Origin of the sequence: Guptibacillus hwajinpoensis, assembly GCF_020524165.1 — a bacterium.
GTDB classification, from domain to species: Bacteria; Bacillota; Bacilli; order Bacillales; family Guptibacillaceae; genus Guptibacillus; species Guptibacillus hwajinpoensis_D.
This window is the reverse complement of sequence record NZ_JAIVKU010000004.1, coordinates 465,049-486,024: the sequence shown is the minus strand read 5'-3', so window position 1 is coordinate 486,024 and position 20,976 is coordinate 465,049. Positions and strand designations below refer to the sequence as shown.

Below are 20,976 nucleotides of genomic sequence, written 5' to 3'. Positions count from 1 at the left end.
TATATGTGCAAACACTCATGTGTAAAACAAAAAAGATCCCTTGAATAGCAATGCTATTCAAGGGATCTTTGGAATGCGCCTTAGAGGATTCGAACCTCTGACCCACAGCTTAGAAGGCTGTTGCTCTATCCTGCTGAGCTAAAGGCGCATGATATAGAGAAGTGACTACATCTTAAGTATATCACGAGTTAAATTAAGATGGGAAGATCGTTCTCATTTTCTTCTCGAAAAATATGTATTGGAGCGGGTGATGGGGATCGAACCCACGACATCAGCTTGGAAGGCTGAGGTTTTACCACTAAACTACACCCGCAAAATGGCTGGGCTAGCTGGATTCGAACCAGCGCATGACGGAATCAAAATCCGTTGCCTTACCGCTTGGCTATAGCCCAATCATGGTGGAGGGGGACGGATTCGAACCGCCGAACCCTGAGGGAGCGGATTTACAGTCCGCCGCGTTTAGCCACTTCGCTACCCCTCCATGATGAAATTGTTTATGGTAGCGGCGGAGGGGATCGAACCCCCGACCTCACGGGTATGAACCGTACGCTCTAGCCAGCTGAGCTACACCGCCACTTACATTATGTATGGTGCGCCCGAGAGAAGTCGAATCCCTAACCTTCTGATCCGTAGTCAGACGCTCTATCCAATTGAGCTACGGGCGCAAAAAATATATGGTGCGGGTGAAGGGACTTGAACCCCCACGTCGTAAGACACTAGATCCTAAGTCTAGCGCGTCTGCCAATTCCGCCACACCCGCATGTGCTGTGCATCAGCGACGTTTAATAATATACCATTAGGTTATTTATCATGTCAATTGTTATTCCAAAAAAACATAAAAAGTTTTTTGAGCGAAGAGTGAAAGCGTTGACAGGTCCTTAACCCTCTCATACGATAAGTGATAGAAAAGGAGTTGTTTCATATGAGTTTATCACAATCCATTACAAATGCTAAACAATTCGACAAGAAAGACCCACTGGCAAAGTACCGGCATGAATTTTATTTAAACTCCAGCACGTTCTACATGGATGGGAATTCTCTTGGACTTCTTTCAAAAAGAGCTGAATTCTCCCTTCTTCAATCGCTTGAAGATTGGAAACATCATGGAATCGACGGTTGGACTGATGGCCAACAACCTTGGTTTTATATGGCTGAGAATCTTGGAGAAATGACATCAAACTTAATTGGCGCTCACCCTTCTGAAACCATGATAACTGGCTCGATTACGACCAACCTCCATCAGATGCTTGCCACATTTTTTAAGCCATCCGGTCATAAAACGAAAATTCTTGCTGACTCTCTTACATTCCCTTCGGATATTTATGCAATGCAAAGTCAACTTGAACTTCATGGTTTATCACCAGAAACTCACCTTATTCAAGTGCCAAGTCACAATGGAAGAACGTTATCAGAAGATGACATCATTGAGGCAATAGATGAGACAGTTGCCCTCATTCTCCTCCCTTCCGTTCTCTATCGAAGCGGACAGTTACTTGATATTGAGAAACTAACGAAAGCAGCACATGATCATGGAGCAATTATTGGATTTGATTTGGCTCATTCAATTGGGGCTATCCCCCATAGTCTTCACGAATGGAAGGTAGACTTTGCCGTTTGGTGTACATATAAATACTTAAACAGCGGACCAGGTGGTGTTGGCGGTCTTTTTGTTCACGAAAACCACCTTGGGCGGCGACCTGGTCTTGCAGGATGGTTTGGTTCGAAGAAAGAAGTGCAATTTGATATGAGTCATAAGCTTACTCCCGCTGAAACGGCAGGTGCTTATCAAATTGGAACCCCTCATATATTTAGCATGGCCCCATTAATCGGTGCATTGGATTTAATGAATGAGGCAGGCATTGAAAATATACGAACGAAATCTCTCTCTCTTACTAGATATTTAATAAGTCTCGTTCAAGAAAACTTACTCGAGGATGGTTTTGTTATTACGAACCCTTTAGAAGATGATCGTCGCGGTGGACATGTTTGCCTTGAGCATGATGAAGCCGCTCGTATCTGCAAGGCATTAAAACAAGAGGGCGTCATTCCGGACTTTCGCGCACCAAATGTGATTAGACTTGCACCAATTGCCCTTTATTCATCTTATGAAGACGTTTATCACGTTGCAGAGATTCTTAAATCCATCATGCAGGAAAAAACGTATCAACAATTTTCTAATAAACGAAATGTTATCGCTTAAGTTTGCATATTTCCAAACCTCCCCATTCATACTAAACATGATTCCAATGAAGGAGGGAAACTGGATGAGTCAACTTAACGAACTAGAACTTCAAAACTTGCGACATATGATTGGCGGCCACGAAACACTCGCAAACAAACTTGATTCGTATGCTCAATCGTGTACTTGCCCCCAGCTGAAACAAATGTTACAGAAAGATGCACAAGATGCTCGTAATACGCAACAACAACTGATGGGCTTTTTAAGCTAAGGAGGGTTATAATGAACGAAAAAGATATGGTGAATGACTATTTATCCGTGTTAAACAGCAGCTTAAGTAATTACGGCAGCGTGATTTCTCAAGCTGATAACCAGCAGCTCCGTCAAGCTCTTCAACAGATTCGTAATACAGATGAACAAAGACAGTATAATCTTTATCAGTATGCTAAGCAGAAAGGGTACTACCAACCTGCCGCGCCTGCTCAAATGAATGAGATCCAACAAGTTAAGAACCAACTAAGCGGTTCGGAACCACAACAAAATAATCAGCCACCCCAAATGCATTAAGTAAGAGCCGGTGAAAACCGGCTCTGTGTCTTTATGCTCATTTTTTCATAATTTTACAAATAACGTTTCGCCTTCCCACTATATGGATAATTAAACTAGTACTACATATAAGGAGTGATGGCGATGGACGTTATTTTAAATGCAATTACGGAATTTTCCGCTTTTATCTGGGGTTATCCAATGATGATCCTACTGTTAGGCGGTGGATTGTTTTTAACAATACGTCTCGGTTTTTTTCAAGTTCTGTTTTTTCCTCACGCTTTAAAACATACGATTGGGAAAGTGTTTAAAAAAGAAAAAGGAGATGGCACAATCTCTCCCTTTCAAGCATTTGCTTCAGCTTTAGCTTCCACAGCAGGAGCAACAAACATTGTTGGGGTTCCTGTTGCTATTGCATTCGGGGGACCAGGTGCAATCTTTTGGATGTGGGTAGTTTCCATTATCGGCATGTCAACTAAATTTTCTGAAATAGTGCTCGGTATCAAATATCGTGAAGAAGATAAAAACGGGGTTTATGTGGGTGGCCCTATGTACTACATACGGAAAGGGTTAGGTTGGAAATTTGCTTCTTCTCTCTTCGCTTTTGGGTTAATGATTGAAATCATTCCAAGTGTCATGGTTCAAACAAATTCTATCTCAACTCTTTCAGAAAGTTCGTTCGGATTACCTACATGGCTTACTGGCGTTATTTTAATTATTCTGATTACAGCTGTTGTACTCGGTGGAATTCGAAGAATCGGTGCAGTAGCTGAAAAAATTGTTCCATTTATGGTTCTTACATATATTGCAGGTGCTATCGGCGTCATGATTATTAATATCGAGGAGTTTCCAAACGTCATGAGCCTTATTTTCGTACACGCGTTTCAGCCGATCTCTGCTGCGGGTGGATTTGCTGGAGCTGGATTTGCTGCAGCAGTTAGATGGGGACTTGCTCGGGGACTTTATTCGAATGAGGCTGGAATGGGTACAGCTTCGATTGCTCATTCTGCCGCACATACTCCTCACCCGTGTAGACAGGGATTATGGGGCATCTTCAGTGTTTTTATTGACACCATCGTCCTTTGTACAGTGACTGCATTCACAGTACTTCTATCAGGCGCCTGGAAAGATGTCAAGCCTTCTAATGCAGCAGATATGGTATCAGATGCTTTTTCAGGACTTATGGGGCCAACATGGGGTCCGATTTTTGTTTCTTCCTTGTTATTGATTTTTGTGATTAGTACAATCGGCGTGCTGGTATTTTACGGCGAAAAACAAGCTGAGTATTTATTTGGCATCCCTTTTTCAAGAGTCATGCGCCTTATTTATATTCTTTCAATTTTTGTAGGTGCCATAGGAGGACTTCAATTTGTTTGGGAACTTGTTGACATTACCCTTGCTTTGTTTGTTATTCCAAATGTTATCGCCATCCTATTCCTTAGTAAGGAAGTGAAAGAGCTAACGGACGATTACAAATATAATTTCCTAAAACAAGCTCAAACGAAAGATAAAGGCATTAGTTCTTGAATTTGTTCTTGGACATTCACCTAATTTAGGTTCTCCTCCGCTCCCGCCTATATCATTTCTAGACGACAACATACAGTGATAAGGAAAGAGAAATTAAAGGGGGACCTAATATGTATCATGCAAACAATGCACCATACGGAAACGAACCTTATCAGCCAGTTGCTGGAGCTTCTTATGGAATGCCGTGTCATCGTCCAGCTGGAAATGGCTTCGCGCTAATTGTCGTTCTTTTCATCCTGCTTATCATTGTAGGAACAGCTTTCATTAAATGCTAGTCCACAGAGCAAGAACCAATTGGTTCTTGCTTTTTACATGGCTAGAATTGTTCCATTCTCTATTCGCTGTTATAGTGATAAAGAATGCATGATGAAAGAAGTGATCCAATGAAAACCATCTTAATTGATATGGATTCAGTTATTTGTGATTTGATGTCAGAATGGCATCGAAGATATAACAAAGATTATCAAGATAATTTATCTGTTGAGAAACTGAAGTGCTGGCGTTCTGAAGATTACGTAAAAAGTGAATGTGGCGAGAAAATTTATAGTTATCTGGATCAGCCAGGAATGTTTCTTCATTTAAAGCCTCTTCCGAACGCTCTCGAAGTTCTTAAGCGTCTCTCTTTACTCTATGATGTTCTAATTGTAACTAGTAGCCGTACATATGCTTATACTGAAAAAGAACAGTGGGTTGAGAAAAACCTCCCCTTTATCGGTAAGCACAACTTAATTTTCTCTCATCGAAAAGAAATGATCCGCGGTGATTTGTTATTTGATGATGCGCCCCATAATCTCATGGCGTTTAAAAATTCTGGTCGAACAGCAATTGCTATGAACTATCCTTATAATGCAGAGATTGATGTTCCTCGTGTTAACAATTGGCTAGAGTTTGAAAAATGGCTCGCAACATGGAAGTGAGGGCAAAGTTGTGAATTCCAAAAAAGATCTCCTTATTATTGGAGGTGGCCCTGCTGGAATATCGGCAGCAATATGGGCAAAACGCCTCGGACTTAATCATTTGCTTCTGGAAGAAAAGAAAGATCTCGGTGGACAATTAAACACGATTTACAATCAAATCGTTGATTATCCTGGAATAATCGCACCTAATGGCAAGTATCTAAAAAAACAATTTAAAAAGCATGCTGACGAAATCAAATTTGAATATGCATTGAATTCGCCTGTTAAATCGATTAATTGGGAGAAGAAAATTCTTAAAACATCTGCTGATCATACATACGAATTTCGTGCATTGCTTATTGCGACAGGTTCATCACCTCGAAAACTAGATGTTCCTGGAGAGCAAGAAATGATTGATCAGAACGAAGTCTATTCAGCGACTAGAGATAAAGGTAAATTCATTAACAAAAATGTAGCGGTAATAGGTGGCGGTGATCGAGCTTTTGAAGGTGCATTGTTACTTGCTGAAGCTGGAGCAAAAGTCACACTCATTCACCGTTCTACTCATTTTAAGGCCCGTCAAGAATTTAAAGATCCTGTATTAGAACACGAGAACATCACAATTCTCACCGAAACAATCGTGAATCAAATTGAAGGTAAAGGAAAAGCGTTATCCTTATCCTCTAAAGGCCTATCTAAAACGATTGAAGTAGAGGGGATTTTTATTCGAATCGGCGTTCAACCAAACACCAATCCCTACCGTCAAGGAATTGAAATGGATCAGGAAGGCTATATTAAGTGCAATGCATTTGGTGAAACGTCTCTTCCATACGTATATGCTGCAGGAGATGTTTGTACACGTCCACTGTTATCAAGCATCGCTTCATCCGTTGGTCAGGGAATGACTTCTATAAAACAATTATCATTTTTTCTAGAAAATTAAAAAGGACCTCACAGGTCCTTTTTCATTTTAAACGATTTAAGGAAATGTTCGATGTCTTTTGACAGAAGTATTACTTCTACCAAAAAACAAAAAAAGGATAATGAATAGAAAGATGCCAATACCTAGATAAAGAATTGTACTACTCGAAATAACGGATTCCGTGTCTTCATCCTTTACTTCCGCTACAGGCGTCATTTCACTTGTTACTTCAGAATCCTTTTGTTCTAATGGAGTCGTCGTTAAGTGATCAGAATCAAGAGTTGAAACATACGAATTCCCAACACTTTCAAGATTGTTTTCACTTGATATCCTCAGATCAATCGGATGATCATCTATCTGATATAGAGTGATGTTATCAGATAAACTGTACTCTTGTTGATCAACAACGCCTAGTTCAGTCCCTTTTTCAAATTGAACGGGTGAAAAGGCAGTAAATCCATAGTTAAAAAGATTTAACGTATCCTGATAAGCAATTCTGTCATCAGTTGCTTTCATCGTAACAACAATTAGATCTTGGTCACCTTTTGAAGCAGTTGTGACTAAGGTAAAACCAGATTCTGATACGTAGCCATTCTTTCCTCCAGTAACGAAATCATAATCGAGTATAAGGCGATGGTGATTAATAAGCGTTGTCTCCCAATCTTCGCCACTCCACTCCATTTGTTTTATTCCAAATAATGAGCGAAAGGCTCCGTTCTTCATTGCGTATTGGGTTATTCTCGCCATATCCTCTGCTGTAGTAAGATGATTTTCATCAAAAAGACCATTTGGATTAACAAAATGAGTGTTCTGAACCCCTACTTCTTCTCTCAAAAAATCGTTCATCTCTCTAGAAAACGATTCCACACTTCCACTTAAATGTTCCGCAATTGCAATGGCGGCATCATTTCCCGAATTAATCAGCATCCCTTTCACCAATTTTTCTAAAGGAACCGTTTCTCCTTCTTTTAAGTAAACTCTTGTGCCTTCTGCTTCTCTTGCATTTTCACTAACCGTTACCATTTCATCCATTTTATTGGACTTCACTGCCATTAGTGCTGTCACTATTTTCGTAATACTTGCAGGATACATTTCGTCTTTGCTATTTTTCTCATAAAGAACTTGTCCTGTTTTCCCATCCATTAGGATAGCGGTTTCACTTTGGATGTTTGGCGTTTCTTCTGCGAATGCTGCATTCGGAATTACACCAATCAGGAAAAATATGGCGACAACCAGTTGCGCATAATGTTTTTGAATCATGGATGCTCCTCTTTCTTTTATATGCTAATTACATTGTTCGTTCCCATTCGAAATGGATTGTCTAGTATAAAAGACCTGATACGATTTTTATTATAGCCTTGATTCAGACGTATGAATACGGTTAAATTCTATATACCCTCAACCAAAAACGTTTAACATAAATATAAATACAATTTTCATTTAATTCTTAGTTGAGGTAGAAGTCAGCTCAAAAGGCAAAAATAAAAACCGCTAGAAGCGGTATAGTTAGGAAGCATATGAACCTTTCCATTTCTCGATAATATGCTGTGGCGCACTCCACGATAGCCAGGATACAAGTACTTTATTTTCTTCCGTTAACACCATCCAGTACTCTACTCTTTTTTTGTCGAAATTCTGGTAAAATCCTGATTTTTTAATAAAACGATCCATCTTCGAATCCCTCCAGTATACTCGTTGTCTATATAATGAATTCGACTATGATACCGAAAATCCTCTAAATTTTCAGAAAACTAGAAGAGAACCATTTTCCATAATGTGCCTTTAATAAAGTTGTATAGCAAAACATCCTTCGGAGCATCATATTAGTCAAGGAGGTGTACACAACATGGCAAACAACAATAGCTCAAACAATCTGGTAGTCCCTGGTGTACAACAAGCTTTAGATCAAATGAAGTACGAAATTGCAAGCGAATTCGGCGTTCAACTTGGTCCAGACTCCACTGCTCGCTCTAACGGTTCTGTTGGAGGAGAAATCACTAAACGTCTTGTCCAAATGGCTGAACAGCAAATGGGCGGCGGAAGCTACTAATCGCTAACTGCATAGTATGGATAAAAAAGGCGGAGCAATCCGCCTTTTTCTTATTCTCCAAGAAGATTGGACGTTTGAATTGCATATTCAATAAGGTCAGCTAAATCACTTATTTGATCTTCATTAATTTTACGGTTAAATTCTAATACAACATGAGTGGTTAATGAAACGTCCTGAAGATCGGACTCATAAGGAAAAGAAACCGTTTGACTTATCGTTGGACGGTATCCCCAGATGCTTCGAATATCTTCCTCAATTTCAGCACAATCATCCTCATGTAATATCGTGACATCGAAATAGATTTTAATTTCACATCCAGGTTCAATATGGTCAATTTGCAGCTGTTCTGCACTAAAGTTAGCAAGATCAGCAAAAAGCTCGATCGTTACACATACATTTTCGTTTCCAGTAAATTTCATCAAATATTTACGAGAAAGAGAAGCCAGATCGACAAAGTCTTCTCGACTTACAATCGAGATCTCTCCTTCTAGATCTCGATCGTAAAGTTCTCCTTCTAAAACTACCTTTACATTTTCATAAATGGTTGGATCAAACATACCGTCACCCCCTATCACTTCACTATATCATGAATGGTAGAGGGTAAGTAGTTAGGAATGACGCGGGTGGGATTTGGCGAATTGAATAAACGTTTCTTCATCTCCTATTTCACCACATGCCGCACATTGAACCCGAACATTTGGACCTTTGTATTCCATATGAAAAGGATCCGCTTTTCCTTCCTCCATTACCGAAACCACTTCTCCTGACTCTGGATCTAATTTAACCGATGTTGCTTTCTGTTCAATTTTGTTAAATCTCATTCGATTTGTTTTACATCTTGGGCACAAATAAGCTGTCATGAACTCACTCCCTTTTTATCATAGTGTTACACTAAAAAAGGAAATTTTATTCATTTATTATGGTGCGTGAAATTTAATTTTAACACGGGAGACACTCCCGTGTTACTGCACTTCTTCCAGTAACTTCTCTAATACATATTCAACCGATTGTACCCGTTCATTGAATTTCTTAGGTCCTGTATCTTTTTGCCAGGCGACAACCGAGATCATTTCAATATTCTCATACGTATTTTTAATTTGGATAGGATATAAATACTTAGGTTTATTTTGCATCACCCATTCTCTAGCAAGAGGCTCCCATTCTTTTAGGAGCATTAATGCCTGGTCGGCAAATGGCTTCACTTCATCATAGAAATTCACCTGGTAATTTTCAAGATGCGTTCTCGTTGTATATTGTACTCTTGCTTCTTCATTTATTTTCAATAATTCTGCAGTCAATTCACGTAGTGTTTTTTTGGTTTGCATAACATTCACCCCCACCATTCCTATCCTAACACAGGATTCTAATTCACAGACAAAAACCTTACATCCTATCGGGACATAAGGTCAGAAGGGAACCATATTCAACTTTTTCTAGAAACTGAACAGACTCATGATCCAGGGACGCTTACCTTTGCCCGTCGACTGACCTACTGCCTCTTGAATAGACGTATGATCTTCAAGCTCCATTAACTTCTCTTCTAATGACGTAATCTTCTTCATTAATTCATCAAGTTCGGTGCGGTGCTGAAGCACTTGCACGGTAATCACTTCATTCGCTTTCTCTTCCAATTGACGTTCAAGTTGTTCCAATCTTACTGAAAAACGATCTAGCCTTTGTTCGAACCGTTCAGGAGATACCATAACTTGTTCAGAAGAATGACTCGCTCCGGACGATTTGATTTTTTCCATTGAATAACCTCTTCTTAAATCGTTTTTAATTGATTTTAGCTCCTCCACTGTTTCACTCGAAAACAGAAAGTGTCCAAGTTCATTCTTTTCACACTCTAAATCAAAATACTTTACCCAACGTTGAACAGTAGTAGGGTTTACACCAAGTTCATCTGAAACCTGCTTTGTCTTTAATAACATGCAATCCCATCCCTTCTGTCATTCTCAGGCCACAGCCTGTAAGTTTGTATACGTACTATTCTCTTTTAGTTTTAGATTGCCTTCCTCTTTGACAAAACTAGAACGGTTTCGCCAAAGGTAGTGGTTTAATGCTAAAGGAAAGCACTTTCGACAATTATGGGGCATGATTTTGTAACATCTGCTCAAACTAAGATAAGGAGGTGCAACAGATGAGCAAAAAGCAAAAATTCTCTAAAACAAATGACAAACAAAAGCAGCAAGAGTCAAAAACAGGGTATGGAAATAAAAAATTGGAAGGTCCTGATCGTCCTTCCACTTAAAAAAGCAGGGTTAGTCCCTGCTTTTTTTTATGAGCAAATTTTCAATTTCAATGGCAATTCGAATTTCGCTTCTTTTCTTTTCATACCAATTTGATAAGGCAAGCTCAGGTGGAAGCCTGACATCATTTTCTAACATTTTTTTAACGAGCGCTTGCCCATTGTACCAATCCCGTTTCTTACCTCGATGATGAAGGATGACAGGATATGCTTGCCTTAACATGGGACCTTCTCGTTTTTTACCCATGTTACATTCATAGTCAAATCTTGACCCAGTTGGAGAGATAGTTGAAGCAAACCGATAAAATTTAGGATAGTATTTAGGATGAAAGAGCAATTTAGCTAATTTTTTCCCAAGAACAATGCGATTCTTCGTGTGACGGAAACGACTAACAGACAATCCATATAGCTCTCCTTCTAACGTTGGAAAGAGTACAGTACTAAAATGAAACCAATCTTGAACAGTGAAAAAGAAAGAATGAAAAACTTCTTTTGCATATATATCATGTTCCATTACTGGTCCTTCAATCACATGCTGTTCATTAATAATGAGAGCTGTCATTAACCGTTCTTCATTCCTAGACTGAAAAAACTTTTCCCATTCTTCTACAATAAAACTCGATATATCTAATTCTTGTACAAGATCTAGAAATGACATATTCATTCTTTTACAGTATTCATATAGCAAAAGCTGCGGGGCTGCATCATCAAAAATGGTCCAATTCGCACGTTCATATGTCATGAAGAAATTCATTAATTGTTTTTTGTTTAATGCTCTTGGAAACCACTCTCCTTGTAAATCACACATGCTCCAACCTGCATTTCTCGAAACCATTGAAGCAAGGAATGCCCATTTAATTTCAGTATTCCGTTGATAAAAACGATGATAAAATACGGTACGTGAAATATTATCCATATTACACCTTTCTGTTTCTTTTCGAATCTTTGACATGATCTCTTTCGTGTTTTTCACCATATTTTTCACCTGCTTGAAACATTTTTGTCGGACAACTCGTATTAAGTAAAGTAAAATAGATTCAGTGCACCTTCTAAATAGAAAGGATGATTAACGTGCCGATTCGATATCCGAACGGAAAGCCGTACGTCCCTTCGGCTCAGAATCAGCTTGCAAGTCAAAAGAAATCGTCATACAGCAATCGGGGTATGACATTAGAAGAAGATATTAATCAAAGTAATACGTATTATCTCTCAACAGGTAAAGCCGTTATTCACAAAAAGCCTACCCCCGTTCAAATCGTTAATGTCGATTACCCAAAACGGAGCGCCGCTGTGATTAAGGAAGCTTATTTCAAGCAGGCTTCTACAACAGATTATAATGGGGTATATAAAGGGAAATATATCGATTTTGAAGCAAAAGAAACGAAAAACAAAACGTCCTTTCCGTTAAATAATTTTCACGAACATCAGATCAGTCATATGGAACAGGTAAACGATCATGGTGGAATTTGCTTTGTACTCCTTCGCTTTTCAATGACAGATGAGGTTTTTTTACTAGATGCGGTTACTCTCTTCTCTCATTGGGAAGTCATGAAAAATGGTGGAAGAAAGTCTATTAAGAAAGAAGAGATTGAACAGACCGGAATACGAATCCCTTTCACTTTTCAACCGCGCATTGACTATCTGAAAATTATTGATAAAATGTATCTCAGCTAAAGAAGTCATCTATTTAATTCATAAAACGATGGATTCATTCGAATCCTATTACCAGTACAGGTTTGAAAGGCAGGAATATTCATGAGTGAATATCAATCGCGTCAAGAAAGACGTAAAACAAGCGAAAAGAAAAAGAAAGCTCCTAAAAAAACGGGTAAGAGAGGAATTTTCAAAAAAATCTTTCTTACATTAGTTGTCTTATTTCTAGTCGGTTTAGTGGCTGGAGGCATAACAGCAATTGCCTATATTAATAGTGCACCAGAGCTTGACCCAGATAAACTTACAACTCCACAGTCATCCGTCATACTTGATCGAGATGACAAAGAAGTACAAACGATTGAAGGCGCCGATGCTAGAGAAGTAGCAAAAATCGATGAGATACCCGATGTTTTGAAAAATGCGTTTGTCTCTGTTGAAGATACACGCTTCTACGAACACTTCGGCATTGATCCACGAAGAATTGGCGGAGCCGTGCTCGCAAACATTACAAACGGTTTTGGGGCTGAAGGCGCAAGTACAATTACTCAGCAGGTGATTAAGAACTCTCTCTTAACTTCTGAAAAATCATTAGAACGAAAAGTACAAGAAGCTTATTTATCGATTAAGTTAGAACAAGAATATACAAAAGATCAAATATTAGAAATGTACCTAAACAAAATTTATTTCGGTAATGGTGCATGGGGCGTAGTGGATGCAGCTGAAACGTACTTCGGTAAAAACATTACGGAAGAAGAACTAACACCAGGTGAAGCAGCACTGCTCGCAGGATTACCACAGCGTCCAACCTACTACAATCCGTACGAATACCCTGATCAAGCAGAGCAGCGTCGAAATGTTGTTTTGAGCTTAATGGAAAAGCAGGGTGTGATTACAGCTGAAGAAGCCAATAAATATCAGGCTGAAAAAGTGAGCGATATGATTGTCGCACTCACTGAAGAAAATGAAACAGATCAATATAAAGTTTTTATGGATCAAGTGGTGAAAGAGCTTCGCGATCGTGATGATATCTCTGAAAAAGATATTTACTCCGGTGGACTTGAAATATACACGACCCTTGATACACGCGCTCAGGACATTACTTCAAATGTAATCGCAAACTATCCTTACTCCAATGAAGATATGCGATCAGGTCTTGTCTTAATGGATACGAAAACCGGCTCCATTCGTGCCATTGGTGAAACGCGAAAAGATGAAAGTGTCATTACGTACGCGACAACAGGAAAGTTTCAGCCAGGCTCAACTGCTAAGCCAATTCTTGCTTATGGCCCTGCCATTGAAAACAAGCAGTGGTCAACTGGCCGATCCATTAAAGATGAGCCTCTTAAAATTGGTGACGCAAATATCCGTAACTGGGACCGCGAATATCGTGGTCAGGTTTCCATGAGACGTGCGCTTGAAATGTCCTATAACGTACCAGCGGTTAACACCTTCCGAGAGGTTGGAGAAAAGCCGGCTCAAGAGTTTGCTAATAAGCTTGGAATGGACTTAAAAGATGAAGATATGGTTCCTACCGCAGCAATTGGGACATTTAGTACTTCTCCCCTCCAAATGACTGGTGCTTATGCCGCATTTGGGAATGGTGGAATGTACAATGAACCACATACCGTTCGAAAAGTGGTCTTCCCGGATGGAAAAGAAATTAATCTTGAGCCTGAACCGGAGAAAGCAATGAATGATTATACCGCTTATATGATTAGCGATATGCTGAAATCCGTTGTAAACGAAGGAACAGGAACAGATGCTAAAATTCCTGGACTTCCTGTTGCAGGTAAAACAGGAACAACAAACCACCCAGAACAAGTGGTTCAATCACAAGGATTCCCAACTTCTGGTATCGTGAGAGATGCATGGTTTGCCGGCTATACGACTGAATACTCTATGGCCGTTTGGACAGGATTTAATGAACCTAATAAACACTATTTGGACTCAAGTAAAGGTGAAGACGATACGTCTAAACTAATTTTTAAAGAAATCATGAGTCAGGTCTCTGAAGGCATCAACACGGCTGACTTCCAGAAGCCCGATTCCGTTGTAGAAGTTGGCGTAGAGAAAAGCACTGGTCTCCTTCCAAGTGATTACACACCAAAAGATCAAATCGTGTATGAGCTCTTTGTTAAGGGAAGCACACCAGAAAAAACGTCTAACAAATACAAACAACCGGATGGAGTAAAAGGACTATCAGCGCAATACAGTGCAGATTCAAACAGCATTTCCCTCACCTGGCAGCCAGGTGAAGATAAATCATTCACATATAAAGTTGAAATGGCTGTTAACGGTGGTAGCTATCAAGGGTTAACGGAAACTAGTGATACTGGATTTACCGTACAGAATGTTGAAAAAGGTAGCGAATATAAATTTAAAGTAACGGCCGTTTCAGATTCAGGCGTATCAACGAAGCCAGCTGAAACATCTGTTTCGGTTCCAAAAGAAGAAGAAGCACAAGAACCTGAAGAGCCGACAGAAGAACAAAATCCTGAAGAGGAAGGCGAAACGCCACCTGAAGAAGAAAATGATCAAAACGGCGAAGGTTCTGGAAACACCGAAGGTAATCAAGGTGACGAAGAACAACCTCCTGCTGATGAGGATCAGGGCGGAAATACTGGTGGAGAAGATCAAGGTAACAGCGGTCAAGGTAACGGTGAAGGTGGTTCTGGTAATAATACTGGTAACACTGAACCCAATAATCCTGGGGATACCGGGAATACAGAAGAACCTGACACAGGGTCGAATGCTCCAGCGAATGCACCGCCTGCTAATGAAAAAAACGAATAGTACATTAAAGCCCAATCTGCGAGCAGATTGGGCTTTTCATTAGTTTTTAATCAAATTAACGCCTTACTTCCTTCGGGCTCTTTGCTTCATCCGCTTTTGCCCTTCTCGACATAGCTCTAACAGTGGACAGATTTCACACTGCGGTGATTGCGCTTTACAATGGTACCTTCCAAAGAAGATAAAGCGATGATGAGACACGGACCACTCTTCTTCTGGAATTTTTCGCATCAGCGTTTTTTCTACTTCAAGTACAGAGTCTTTCCACCTGCATATTCCAAGACGCTTGCTTACTCTCTCAACGTGCGTATCCACAGCGATCGCTGGTACATGAAACGCTACTGAGGCAATCACATTGGCCGTTTTACGCCCAACCCCTGACAACTCCATTAATTCTTCCCTCGTCTCAGGAAGGGCACCATCATACTCTTCTACCACAGTTCTAGCTAGTTTTTTAATGTTTTTAGCTTTATTACGAAATAATCCAATTCGTCTGATATCGTTTTCTAATTCTTCAATCGGCACTTGAAGAAAATCCTCTGGCCCATTGTATTTCTGAAAAAGACCTGGTGTTACTTTATTAACAAGCGCATCTGTACATTGAGCGGATAGAACAACCGCAATGGCAAGTTCAAAAGGTGTGGAATGATGCAATTCACAGTGCGCATCCGGGAACATTTCTCCCATCGTTTCAAGAACAGTCCGTATTTGGGGTTTCGTTAACAACAGTTCTACTTCCTTTCTTAAGTGCTATTTCTATCCTTTCTGCATAAACAAAAAGCGGAAGACCTGCTTCCGCTTTTTGCTAATCTTCTATCGTCCAAGCCAGTTGTAGATGGGCGTATTTTGACCTGAATCATTTTTCGTTTCTGTTTTAGCAGGCGTTTTTTTATCATACTGGTGCTTTCGAAACTTTTCGCCATAGGTTCTTGCTTGTTCAACCGTTTTGATGCCGTTTCGTTTCCATTCAAAAAGAATGCGGTCAATGTAGCGAAAGTTTAACTTTCCAGCAAGTACAGCTTCTTTTAGGGCAGCTTTGATAAGCTCTGCATCATGCTTATCAGCATCAATCCACATGGCAAGCGTCTCGCATTCTATAGGTGAAAGTGGTCTTGCAAATTCACGCTCAAACAACGTATAGAGACTTTCTTCCTGCTTCATGTTTTTCAAAGCAGATTTTTCTGCTTCTTCCTGCTCGATCGCTTTAAAGATTCTTTCCCATAATGGAAGAAGCGAATAGGCTTCTGAATAATAATTTCTCACGTCATTTTGGTGTTCTTCGATCGTGAGAACACCTTTTTGCATGAGCTGCTGAATTTTGTCTAAACAAGCTTGAGGCGCATATGTCATTGTAGAAGCAAGTTCTTCAGGTGTAGGAAACGAATTTCCCTGATCAATAAAGCTGTGTAGCTTAATTAAAAAGAACGCATCTTCTTCTTTTAAACCAATGTCGACATAGTGGTTTAATAGCAACCTCGGTACTGAGACATGGCCTTCGTTCATCATTTGAATGATTTGTTCCTTCTTCATCCCATCCACCTCTACCTTTCATTATAGCATGCCGGCATTTTGTGATGGGAGTAGAAAAAAATGCCTATACTGTGCATAGCTTTTTTCTCTCATCCTATATACATTCCACTTTTCGCATATGAAATGCTTCTATCTACGGCATTTAATCAGATAAAGACGCTTCTCTCATAATGAAAGAAGCGTCAGCTTAGTTAGTTTATCACGGATATAGACGATTTAAAAGGCGTGGGAACGGAATTGTTTCTCGAACGTGTTCCACACCTGAAAGCCAGGCAACTGTTCGTTCTAATCCAAGACCAAATCCTGAATGGGGAACAGAACCATAACGACGCAGTTCAAGATACCACTTATAAGCATCGTCAGTTAAGCCATGTTCTTCGTAGCGCTTTTCCATAAGGGATAGATCATCGATTCGTTGACTACCACCGATAATTTCACCGTAGCCTTCTGGTGCAATTAAGTCAGCACATAAAACAACTTCTTCACGCTCTGGATCAGGCTTCATATAAAATGCTTTAATGTCTTTCGGGTAATTTGTAATAAAGACTGGCTTCTCAAAGCTTTCAGCAATTGCCGTTTCATGTGGAGCTCCAAAGTCTTCTCCCCATTCAATATCGGTGAATCCTTTATCTTTTAACAATGTGATCGCATCGTCATAAGAAATACGTGGGAAAGGTGCCTGAATAGCTTCAAGTTTTGAAACATCACGTTCAAGCGTTTTTAATTCTATTTGACAATTTTCTAGTACTGATTTTACAAGGAAGCTCACATATTGTTCTTGAACCTCAAGACTCTCATCGTGATTCATAAACGCCATCTCAGGTTCAATCATCCAGAACTCAATTAAGTGACGACGCGTTTTGGATTTTTCGGCACGAAACGTTGGGCCAAAGGAAAAAACGCGACCAAATGCCATTGCAGCTGCCTCCATATAGAGCTGTCCACTTTGAGAAAGGTAAGCATCTTCTTCAAAGTATTTGGTATGGAAAAGGTCCGTTGTGCCTTCTGCCGAACTTCCTGTTAAGATAGGTGGGTCAATTTTCACGAAATCATTTTCGTTAAAGAACTGATACGTTGCGCGAATGATTTCATTTCGGATACGAAGAATGGCATTTTGGCGTCTTGAACGGATCCATAGATGACGGTTGTCCATTAAGAATTCAGTACCATGTTCTTTAGGTGTAATCGGATAATCTACTGCTTCGTGAATTAACTCCACATTAGTAACGGTTAATTCATATCCTGATTGTGAACGGTCATCTTCACGTACAACGCCCGTTACCCATACAGATGATTCTTGCGTAAGGTTTTTAGCTGTTTCCCATGCGTCCTCAGAAACTTCTTTCTTAACCATTACGCCTTGAATAAAACCAGTGCCATCGCGAAGCTGAAGAAACTGTATTTTTCCACTAGACCGCTTATTATGTAACCAGGCACCAATTGTAACGGTTTGTTCCACCTGTTTATTTACGTTTGAAATCGTTGTTTTCACTGCTTATTTCCCTCCAACTGATTAGAAAAAATTGGCGCACACTCTCAAATTTTAATGAGAATAGCGCCATGCATCTATTTGTTAATATGGCTCATTCGAATGTTCGGTACTTATTATACCGATAATTTGCATATTGAACAACTCGCTTAAGCCTGTTTGGATTTTACGAATCGTTCGATACGATCAATCGCTTCGAGAATGACCTCGAGTGATGTTGCGTAAGATAGTCTCACGTTATCAGGCGAACCAAATCCTGAGCCAGGAACAAGCGCTACTTTTTCTTCCTCTAATAGCCCTTTTACAAAAGCGTCGACCGTTGCAAACCCTGTTTTCTCAGCGGCTTCTTTTGCGTTAGGGAACAGATAAAAAGCCCCTTGAGGTTTCACACAAGTAAATCCTGGAATATTATTCAGTTTTTCATAAACGGTGTTCAATCGTTCTTCAAATGCTATTTTCATCTCATTTACTGGCTCTTGTGACCCTTCATAGGCAGCTAAAGCAGCATACTGTGAAATGGATGTTGGATTTGATGTGGAATGACTTGCTAAATTCGTCATTGCTTTTATAATTTCTTTTCGTCCTGCTGCATACCCAATTCTCCATCCAGTCATTGAATGAGATTTAGATACGCCATTAATAATAATCGTTTGTTCTTTTAATTCCGTAGAAAGTTCTGCGATGGACGTATGTTTCGCTCCATCATAAATGAGCTTTTCATAAATTTCATCAGAAACAATAAGAATATCGTTTTCTAAACAAAAAGCCCCGATTTCTTTCAACTCATCTGGTGTATAGATCGAGCCGGTTGGGTTTGAAGGAGAATTAATAATAACCGCCTTTGTTTGAGGCGTGACAGCTTTTTCTAGCTGTGCCACTGTTATTTTAAATGCATGATTTTCTTTCCCCTCTACATAAACTGGATTTCCGCCTGCTAGCTTTACTTGTTCAGGGTAGCTTACCCAGTAAGGTGTAGGAATAATGACCTCATCACCTTCATCAAGGATTACTTGAAACAATGTATAAAGCGCATGTTTCGCTCCAGTACACACAATGATTTCATCAGCATTGTAAGCAATGTTCTGATCTTCCTGAAACTTTGCGATAATGCTTTCTTTTAGAGGGAGAATACCACCTGAAGGCGTATATTTTGTTAGTCCCTCATCCATTGCTTTCTTAGCTGCATTAAGAATATGTGAAGGAGTATTAAAATCAGGTTCTCCTGCGCCAAGTGCAATGACATCATGACCTTCTGCTTTTAACGCTTTTGCTTTTGCAGTAATTTCTAACGTGGCAGATGGTGTCAGAGCTGCTACACGATTTGATAATTTCATTTCTCTTCCTCCCTTAATTGCTTTAACTTTGCTTGATTGAACGTGATCGCCAGTAATCCCCTTTACTAAAATAATAATAGGCGAACGTATAGCGATTATCGGTATCAATAAATGTTGCTTCCCATACAAGAACTTGTTTCTTTTCTTGATTTATTTCAATACCTGGTTTAATCGCAATGATTTCTTTCGGAGAAAAATCATCAGCTAGTTTTTGTTTCACCGTTTCTGCACTAACGCCTTCCTCTACTTTCTTTGAAACGAGAGGTTGATCTTTATTTGGTACAAAAACATACACCTGTTCACCATTTTTATCACTACCTTGTAACACAACATAAGCATGACTTGTACCATGATATTGAATCGCTTTATTCACATCTTTTATTACTGCTTCAGATTCAGCTCTAGCGATCGCTTTCTCCTCTAACTGTTCGGGATGATCCGTAATGTCATGATAAAAAGAGATTCCTTGCCAAATCAACACGGCTACGATAATACCGGCAATAATTCCTATCAGTCGCATACAATCACCCTATTATGTACGATAGATCGTGAAAATCATTTGATCATGATCTTCTTCATCAAGTGCGAGTCCAAACATAAGATCTTTTTCTTTTAAGGTGCGGTTTAACGAATCAACAATTTTGTAAATATCAAGTGACTTACTCACCTTTACAGTAAATAAAACTTCAATATTGTTTTCCATTCCTGTCATCTCCCTATGCTATGTGTGTTGACGGTTTTAGTCGCCTATGTGGTGTTATGCGATCGCTCCGGGATAAATTTACTACTTATAGATGGCAAAAGGTGAGACAAACTATAAGTACCGTCAGAGACGGTGCACGAAATCTGCTCCACTTCCAACAGTGCCTGCGCCATGCGCAGGCTATTTTTCATGTAGCTTTCGTAGCAAAATCTTTACTAATGCATTTTCTCTTCCTATTTTTAAATAAGTTTCGTTTTTTTGCAACATATTCGATAAGGAAATTTTTATCTTGTTTCTTTTGTAGGAAGCGTAATAACATCGTAACGGTCATTCTGGATACGAAGGGTGACGCTTCCAATTCGATAAGGATAATAGACGTCCGTCCAACTCTCATTTAACCGTTCAAGAACAGATTCACTTACATCAATATTGTTATGCCGAAAGATAACGGCCATCTGTGGATCAATAGCACTTAGAAATTCGGTTGAACTACCATTTCCTGCACCAAAATTAGCTACTTTTAAGACTTCAACCGCTTTCCCAGAAGAAGCAATTTCCTCTTCAAGATCAAGATTTGTTTCTCCCATCATTAATAAATCCTGACTTCCTAAGGATAGCATAAAAGTAGCGGAGCCTGCCTTAGAGATGTTCAGAATTTCCACTTTTACATCTTCCATCAGCTGAAGCTGTTGATTTTCATGAAGGTGTGTTTTTTGGAGATGTGATGGAATGGATGGAAGAAATGCCTTTTCTACCCCTTCTGATAAAACAACTTCTTCTACATCAAAATAATGAAGTAAGTTGGAGAAATTTCCAGCATATGCTTCATCTGCATTAGTTAGCCACACTTTTCTTAATTCTTTAACTTTAAACATTTGTAATCGATCGATGAGCTCTTTTTCTGATCGAGAGCTGCCTGTATTAATCAGGACCGCTCCCTCCTCTTTTGATTGAAGAAGAATGGCCTCTCCAATTGAAAGATCAAGAAATGTAACGGCTACTTCATGATTTCTTAAATGAAAATCAACCGATTGAATAGAGGCTTCAGCACTCGTCGCAATTCCCATAAGACAAAAAATGGTTATGAGTAGCGTATTTAATTTCTTCAT

24 protein-coding genes and 7 tRNA genes are annotated in these 20,976 nt (G+C 39.5%); 10 read left to right on the top strand and 21 right to left on the bottom strand.

Going from position 1 to position 20,976, the window contains the following annotated elements:
• Positions 1–74 precede the first annotated feature (74 nt).
• From LC090_RS09675 to LC090_RS09645, 7 genes are all read right to left on the bottom strand, one after another.
• Positions 75–148: transfer RNA gene (locus LC090_RS09675), tRNA-Arg, on the bottom strand.
• A gap of 91 nt (positions 149–239) precedes the next feature.
• Positions 240–313, bottom strand: a tRNA-Gly gene (locus LC090_RS09670).
• 4 nt (positions 314–317) lie between these two features.
• A tRNA-Gln gene (locus LC090_RS09665) sits at positions 318–392 on the bottom strand.
• A 4-nt stretch (positions 393–396) separates the two neighbouring features.
• A tRNA-Tyr gene (locus tag LC090_RS09660) sits at positions 397–481 on the bottom strand.
• A 16-nt stretch (positions 482–497) separates the two neighbouring features.
• Positions 498–574: transfer RNA gene (locus LC090_RS09655), tRNA-Met, on the bottom strand.
• A gap of 14 nt (positions 575–588) precedes the next feature.
• Positions 589–665, bottom strand: a tRNA-Arg gene (locus LC090_RS09650).
• A 10-nt stretch (positions 666–675) separates the two neighbouring features.
• Positions 676–760 (bottom strand) — tRNA-Leu (locus LC090_RS09645).
• Between the two features lie 162 nt (positions 761–922).
• Here LC090_RS09645 and kynU point away from each other — a divergent pair.
• From kynU to LC090_RS09610, 7 genes are all read left to right on the top strand, one after another.
• Positions 923–2,200 carry a kynureninase gene (gene kynU, locus LC090_RS09640; protein WP_226657537.1) on the top strand — a complete coding sequence of 426 codons (1,278 nt, stop codon included), beginning with the start codon at positions 923–925 and terminating at the stop codon, positions 2,198–2,200.
• A gap of 64 nt (positions 2,201–2,264) precedes the next feature.
• On the top strand, positions 2,265–2,450 hold the full coding sequence (locus LC090_RS09635) for a hypothetical protein (protein ID WP_226657535.1): 186 nt from the start codon (positions 2,265–2,267) through the stop codon (positions 2,448–2,450).
• A gap of 11 nt (positions 2,451–2,461) precedes the next feature.
• A complete protein-coding gene (locus LC090_RS09630) occupies positions 2,462–2,746 on the top strand; it encodes a spore coat protein (protein WP_226657534.1) in 285 nt (94 codons plus the stop codon).
• Positions 2,747–2,869: 123 nt separating this feature from the next.
• Positions 2,870–4,252 (top strand): alanine/glycine:cation symporter family protein, encoded by a 1,383-nt coding sequence (locus LC090_RS09625; RefSeq protein WP_226657533.1) that lies wholly within the window; start codon positions 2,870–2,872, stop codon positions 4,250–4,252.
• A gap of 110 nt (positions 4,253–4,362) precedes the next feature.
• Entirely contained in the window at positions 4,363–4,527 is a 165-nt protein-coding gene (locus LC090_RS22250; RefSeq protein WP_370314233.1) for a YjcZ family sporulation protein, read from the top strand.
• Between the two features lie 108 nt (positions 4,528–4,635).
• Positions 4,636–5,169 (top strand): 5' nucleotidase, NT5C type, encoded by a 534-nt coding sequence (locus LC090_RS09615; RefSeq protein WP_226657532.1) that lies wholly within the window; start codon positions 4,636–4,638, stop codon positions 5,167–5,169.
• Positions 5,170–5,179: 10 nt separating this feature from the next.
• Positions 5,180–6,091, top strand: coding sequence for an NAD(P)/FAD-dependent oxidoreductase (locus LC090_RS09610; RefSeq protein ID WP_226657531.1), 912 nt, complete (start codon positions 5,180–5,182; stop codon positions 6,089–6,091).
• Between the two features lie 36 nt (positions 6,092–6,127).
• On the opposite strand, the gene LC090_RS09605 is transcribed toward LC090_RS09610, so the two are convergent.
• Entirely contained in the window at positions 6,128–7,330 is a 1,203-nt protein-coding gene (locus LC090_RS09605; protein WP_226657530.1) for a D-alanyl-D-alanine carboxypeptidase family protein, read from the bottom strand.
• Between the two features lie 246 nt (positions 7,331–7,576).
• Positions 7,577–7,741, bottom strand: a complete 165-nt coding sequence (locus LC090_RS09600; RefSeq protein WP_226657528.1) for a hypothetical protein — start codon at positions 7,739–7,741, stop codon at positions 7,577–7,579.
• Between the two features lie 175 nt (positions 7,742–7,916).
• Here LC090_RS09600 and LC090_RS09595 point away from each other — a divergent pair, with 175 nt between their 5' ends.
• Complete coding sequence (locus LC090_RS09595; RefSeq protein WP_098443926.1) at positions 7,917–8,120, top strand: alpha/beta-type small acid-soluble spore protein; 204 nt, start codon at positions 7,917–7,919, stop codon at positions 8,118–8,120.
• Positions 8,121–8,170: 50 nt separating this feature from the next.
• On the opposite strand, the gene LC090_RS09590 is transcribed toward LC090_RS09595, so the two are convergent.
• The 5 genes from LC090_RS09590 to LC090_RS09570 all read right to left on the bottom strand — a co-directional run bounded on the left by LC090_RS09590 (position 8,171) and on the right by LC090_RS09570 (position 11,344).
• Positions 8,171–8,677 (bottom strand): hypothetical protein, encoded by a 507-nt coding sequence (locus LC090_RS09590; protein WP_226657525.1) that lies wholly within the window; start codon positions 8,675–8,677, stop codon positions 8,171–8,173.
• A 51-nt stretch (positions 8,678–8,728) separates the two neighbouring features.
• Positions 8,729–8,980: a DNA alkylation repair protein gene (locus tag LC090_RS09585; RefSeq protein ID WP_098443928.1), complete on the bottom strand. Its 252-nt coding sequence runs from the start codon at positions 8,978–8,980 to the stop codon at positions 8,729–8,731.
• A gap of 102 nt (positions 8,981–9,082) precedes the next feature.
• The gene (locus tag LC090_RS09580; protein WP_226657523.1) at positions 9,083–9,445 is read right to left on the bottom strand and encodes a YppE family protein; all 363 of its coding nucleotides are present in this window, start codon (positions 9,443–9,445) and stop codon (positions 9,083–9,085) included.
• Positions 9,446–9,553: 108 nt separating this feature from the next.
• Positions 9,554–10,051, bottom strand: coding sequence for a MerR family transcriptional regulator (locus tag LC090_RS09575; protein ID WP_226657520.1), 498 nt, complete (start codon positions 10,049–10,051; stop codon positions 9,554–9,556).
• A gap of 330 nt (positions 10,052–10,381) precedes the next feature.
• The gene (locus LC090_RS09570; protein WP_226657518.1) at positions 10,382–11,344 is read right to left on the bottom strand and encodes a DUF2515 family protein; all 963 of its coding nucleotides are present in this window, start codon (positions 11,342–11,344) and stop codon (positions 10,382–10,384) included.
• A gap of 95 nt (positions 11,345–11,439) precedes the next feature.
• On the opposite strand from LC090_RS09570, the gene recU reads away from it, so the two are divergent.
• Complete coding sequence (gene recU / locus LC090_RS09565; RefSeq protein WP_226657514.1) at positions 11,440–12,042, top strand: Holliday junction resolvase RecU; 603 nt, start codon at positions 11,440–11,442, stop codon at positions 12,040–12,042.
• Between the two features lie 81 nt (positions 12,043–12,123).
• Positions 12,124–14,814 carry a PBP1A family penicillin-binding protein gene (locus LC090_RS09560; RefSeq protein WP_226657512.1) on the top strand — a complete coding sequence of 897 codons (2,691 nt, stop codon included), beginning with the start codon at positions 12,124–12,126 and terminating at the stop codon, positions 14,812–14,814.
• 63 nt (positions 14,815–14,877) lie between these two features.
• Here the strand turns inward: LC090_RS09560 and nth are convergent, their stop codons facing one another.
• From nth to LC090_RS09525, 7 genes are all read right to left on the bottom strand, one after another.
• Positions 14,878–15,537: an endonuclease III gene (nth, locus tag LC090_RS09555; protein WP_226657510.1), complete on the bottom strand. Its 660-nt coding sequence runs from the start codon at positions 15,535–15,537 to the stop codon at positions 14,878–14,880.
• Positions 15,538–15,624: 87 nt separating this feature from the next.
• Positions 15,625–16,341, bottom strand: coding sequence for a DnaD domain-containing protein (locus LC090_RS09550; protein WP_226657508.1), 717 nt, complete (start codon positions 16,339–16,341; stop codon positions 15,625–15,627).
• A gap of 199 nt (positions 16,342–16,540) precedes the next feature.
• A complete protein-coding gene (asnS, locus tag LC090_RS09545) occupies positions 16,541–17,833 on the bottom strand; it encodes an asparagine--tRNA ligase (RefSeq protein WP_226657506.1) in 1,293 nt (430 codons plus the stop codon).
• A 146-nt stretch (positions 17,834–17,979) separates the two neighbouring features.
• Positions 17,980–19,164, bottom strand: a complete 1,185-nt coding sequence (locus tag LC090_RS09540) for a pyridoxal phosphate-dependent aminotransferase (protein ID WP_226657504.1) — start codon at positions 19,162–19,164, stop codon at positions 17,980–17,982.
• Positions 19,165–19,186: 22 nt separating this feature from the next.
• A complete protein-coding gene (locus LC090_RS09535) occupies positions 19,187–19,684 on the bottom strand; it encodes a DUF5590 domain-containing protein (protein ID WP_226657502.1) in 498 nt (165 codons plus the stop codon).
• A gap of 12 nt (positions 19,685–19,696) precedes the next feature.
• Positions 19,697–19,867, bottom strand: coding sequence for a YpmA family protein (locus LC090_RS09530; protein WP_226657501.1), 171 nt, complete (start codon positions 19,865–19,867; stop codon positions 19,697–19,699).
• A 284-nt stretch (positions 19,868–20,151) separates the two neighbouring features.
• On the bottom strand, positions 20,152–20,976 hold the full coding sequence (locus LC090_RS09525) for a ComEC/Rec2 family competence protein (RefSeq protein WP_226657499.1): 825 nt from the start codon (positions 20,974–20,976) through the stop codon (positions 20,152–20,154).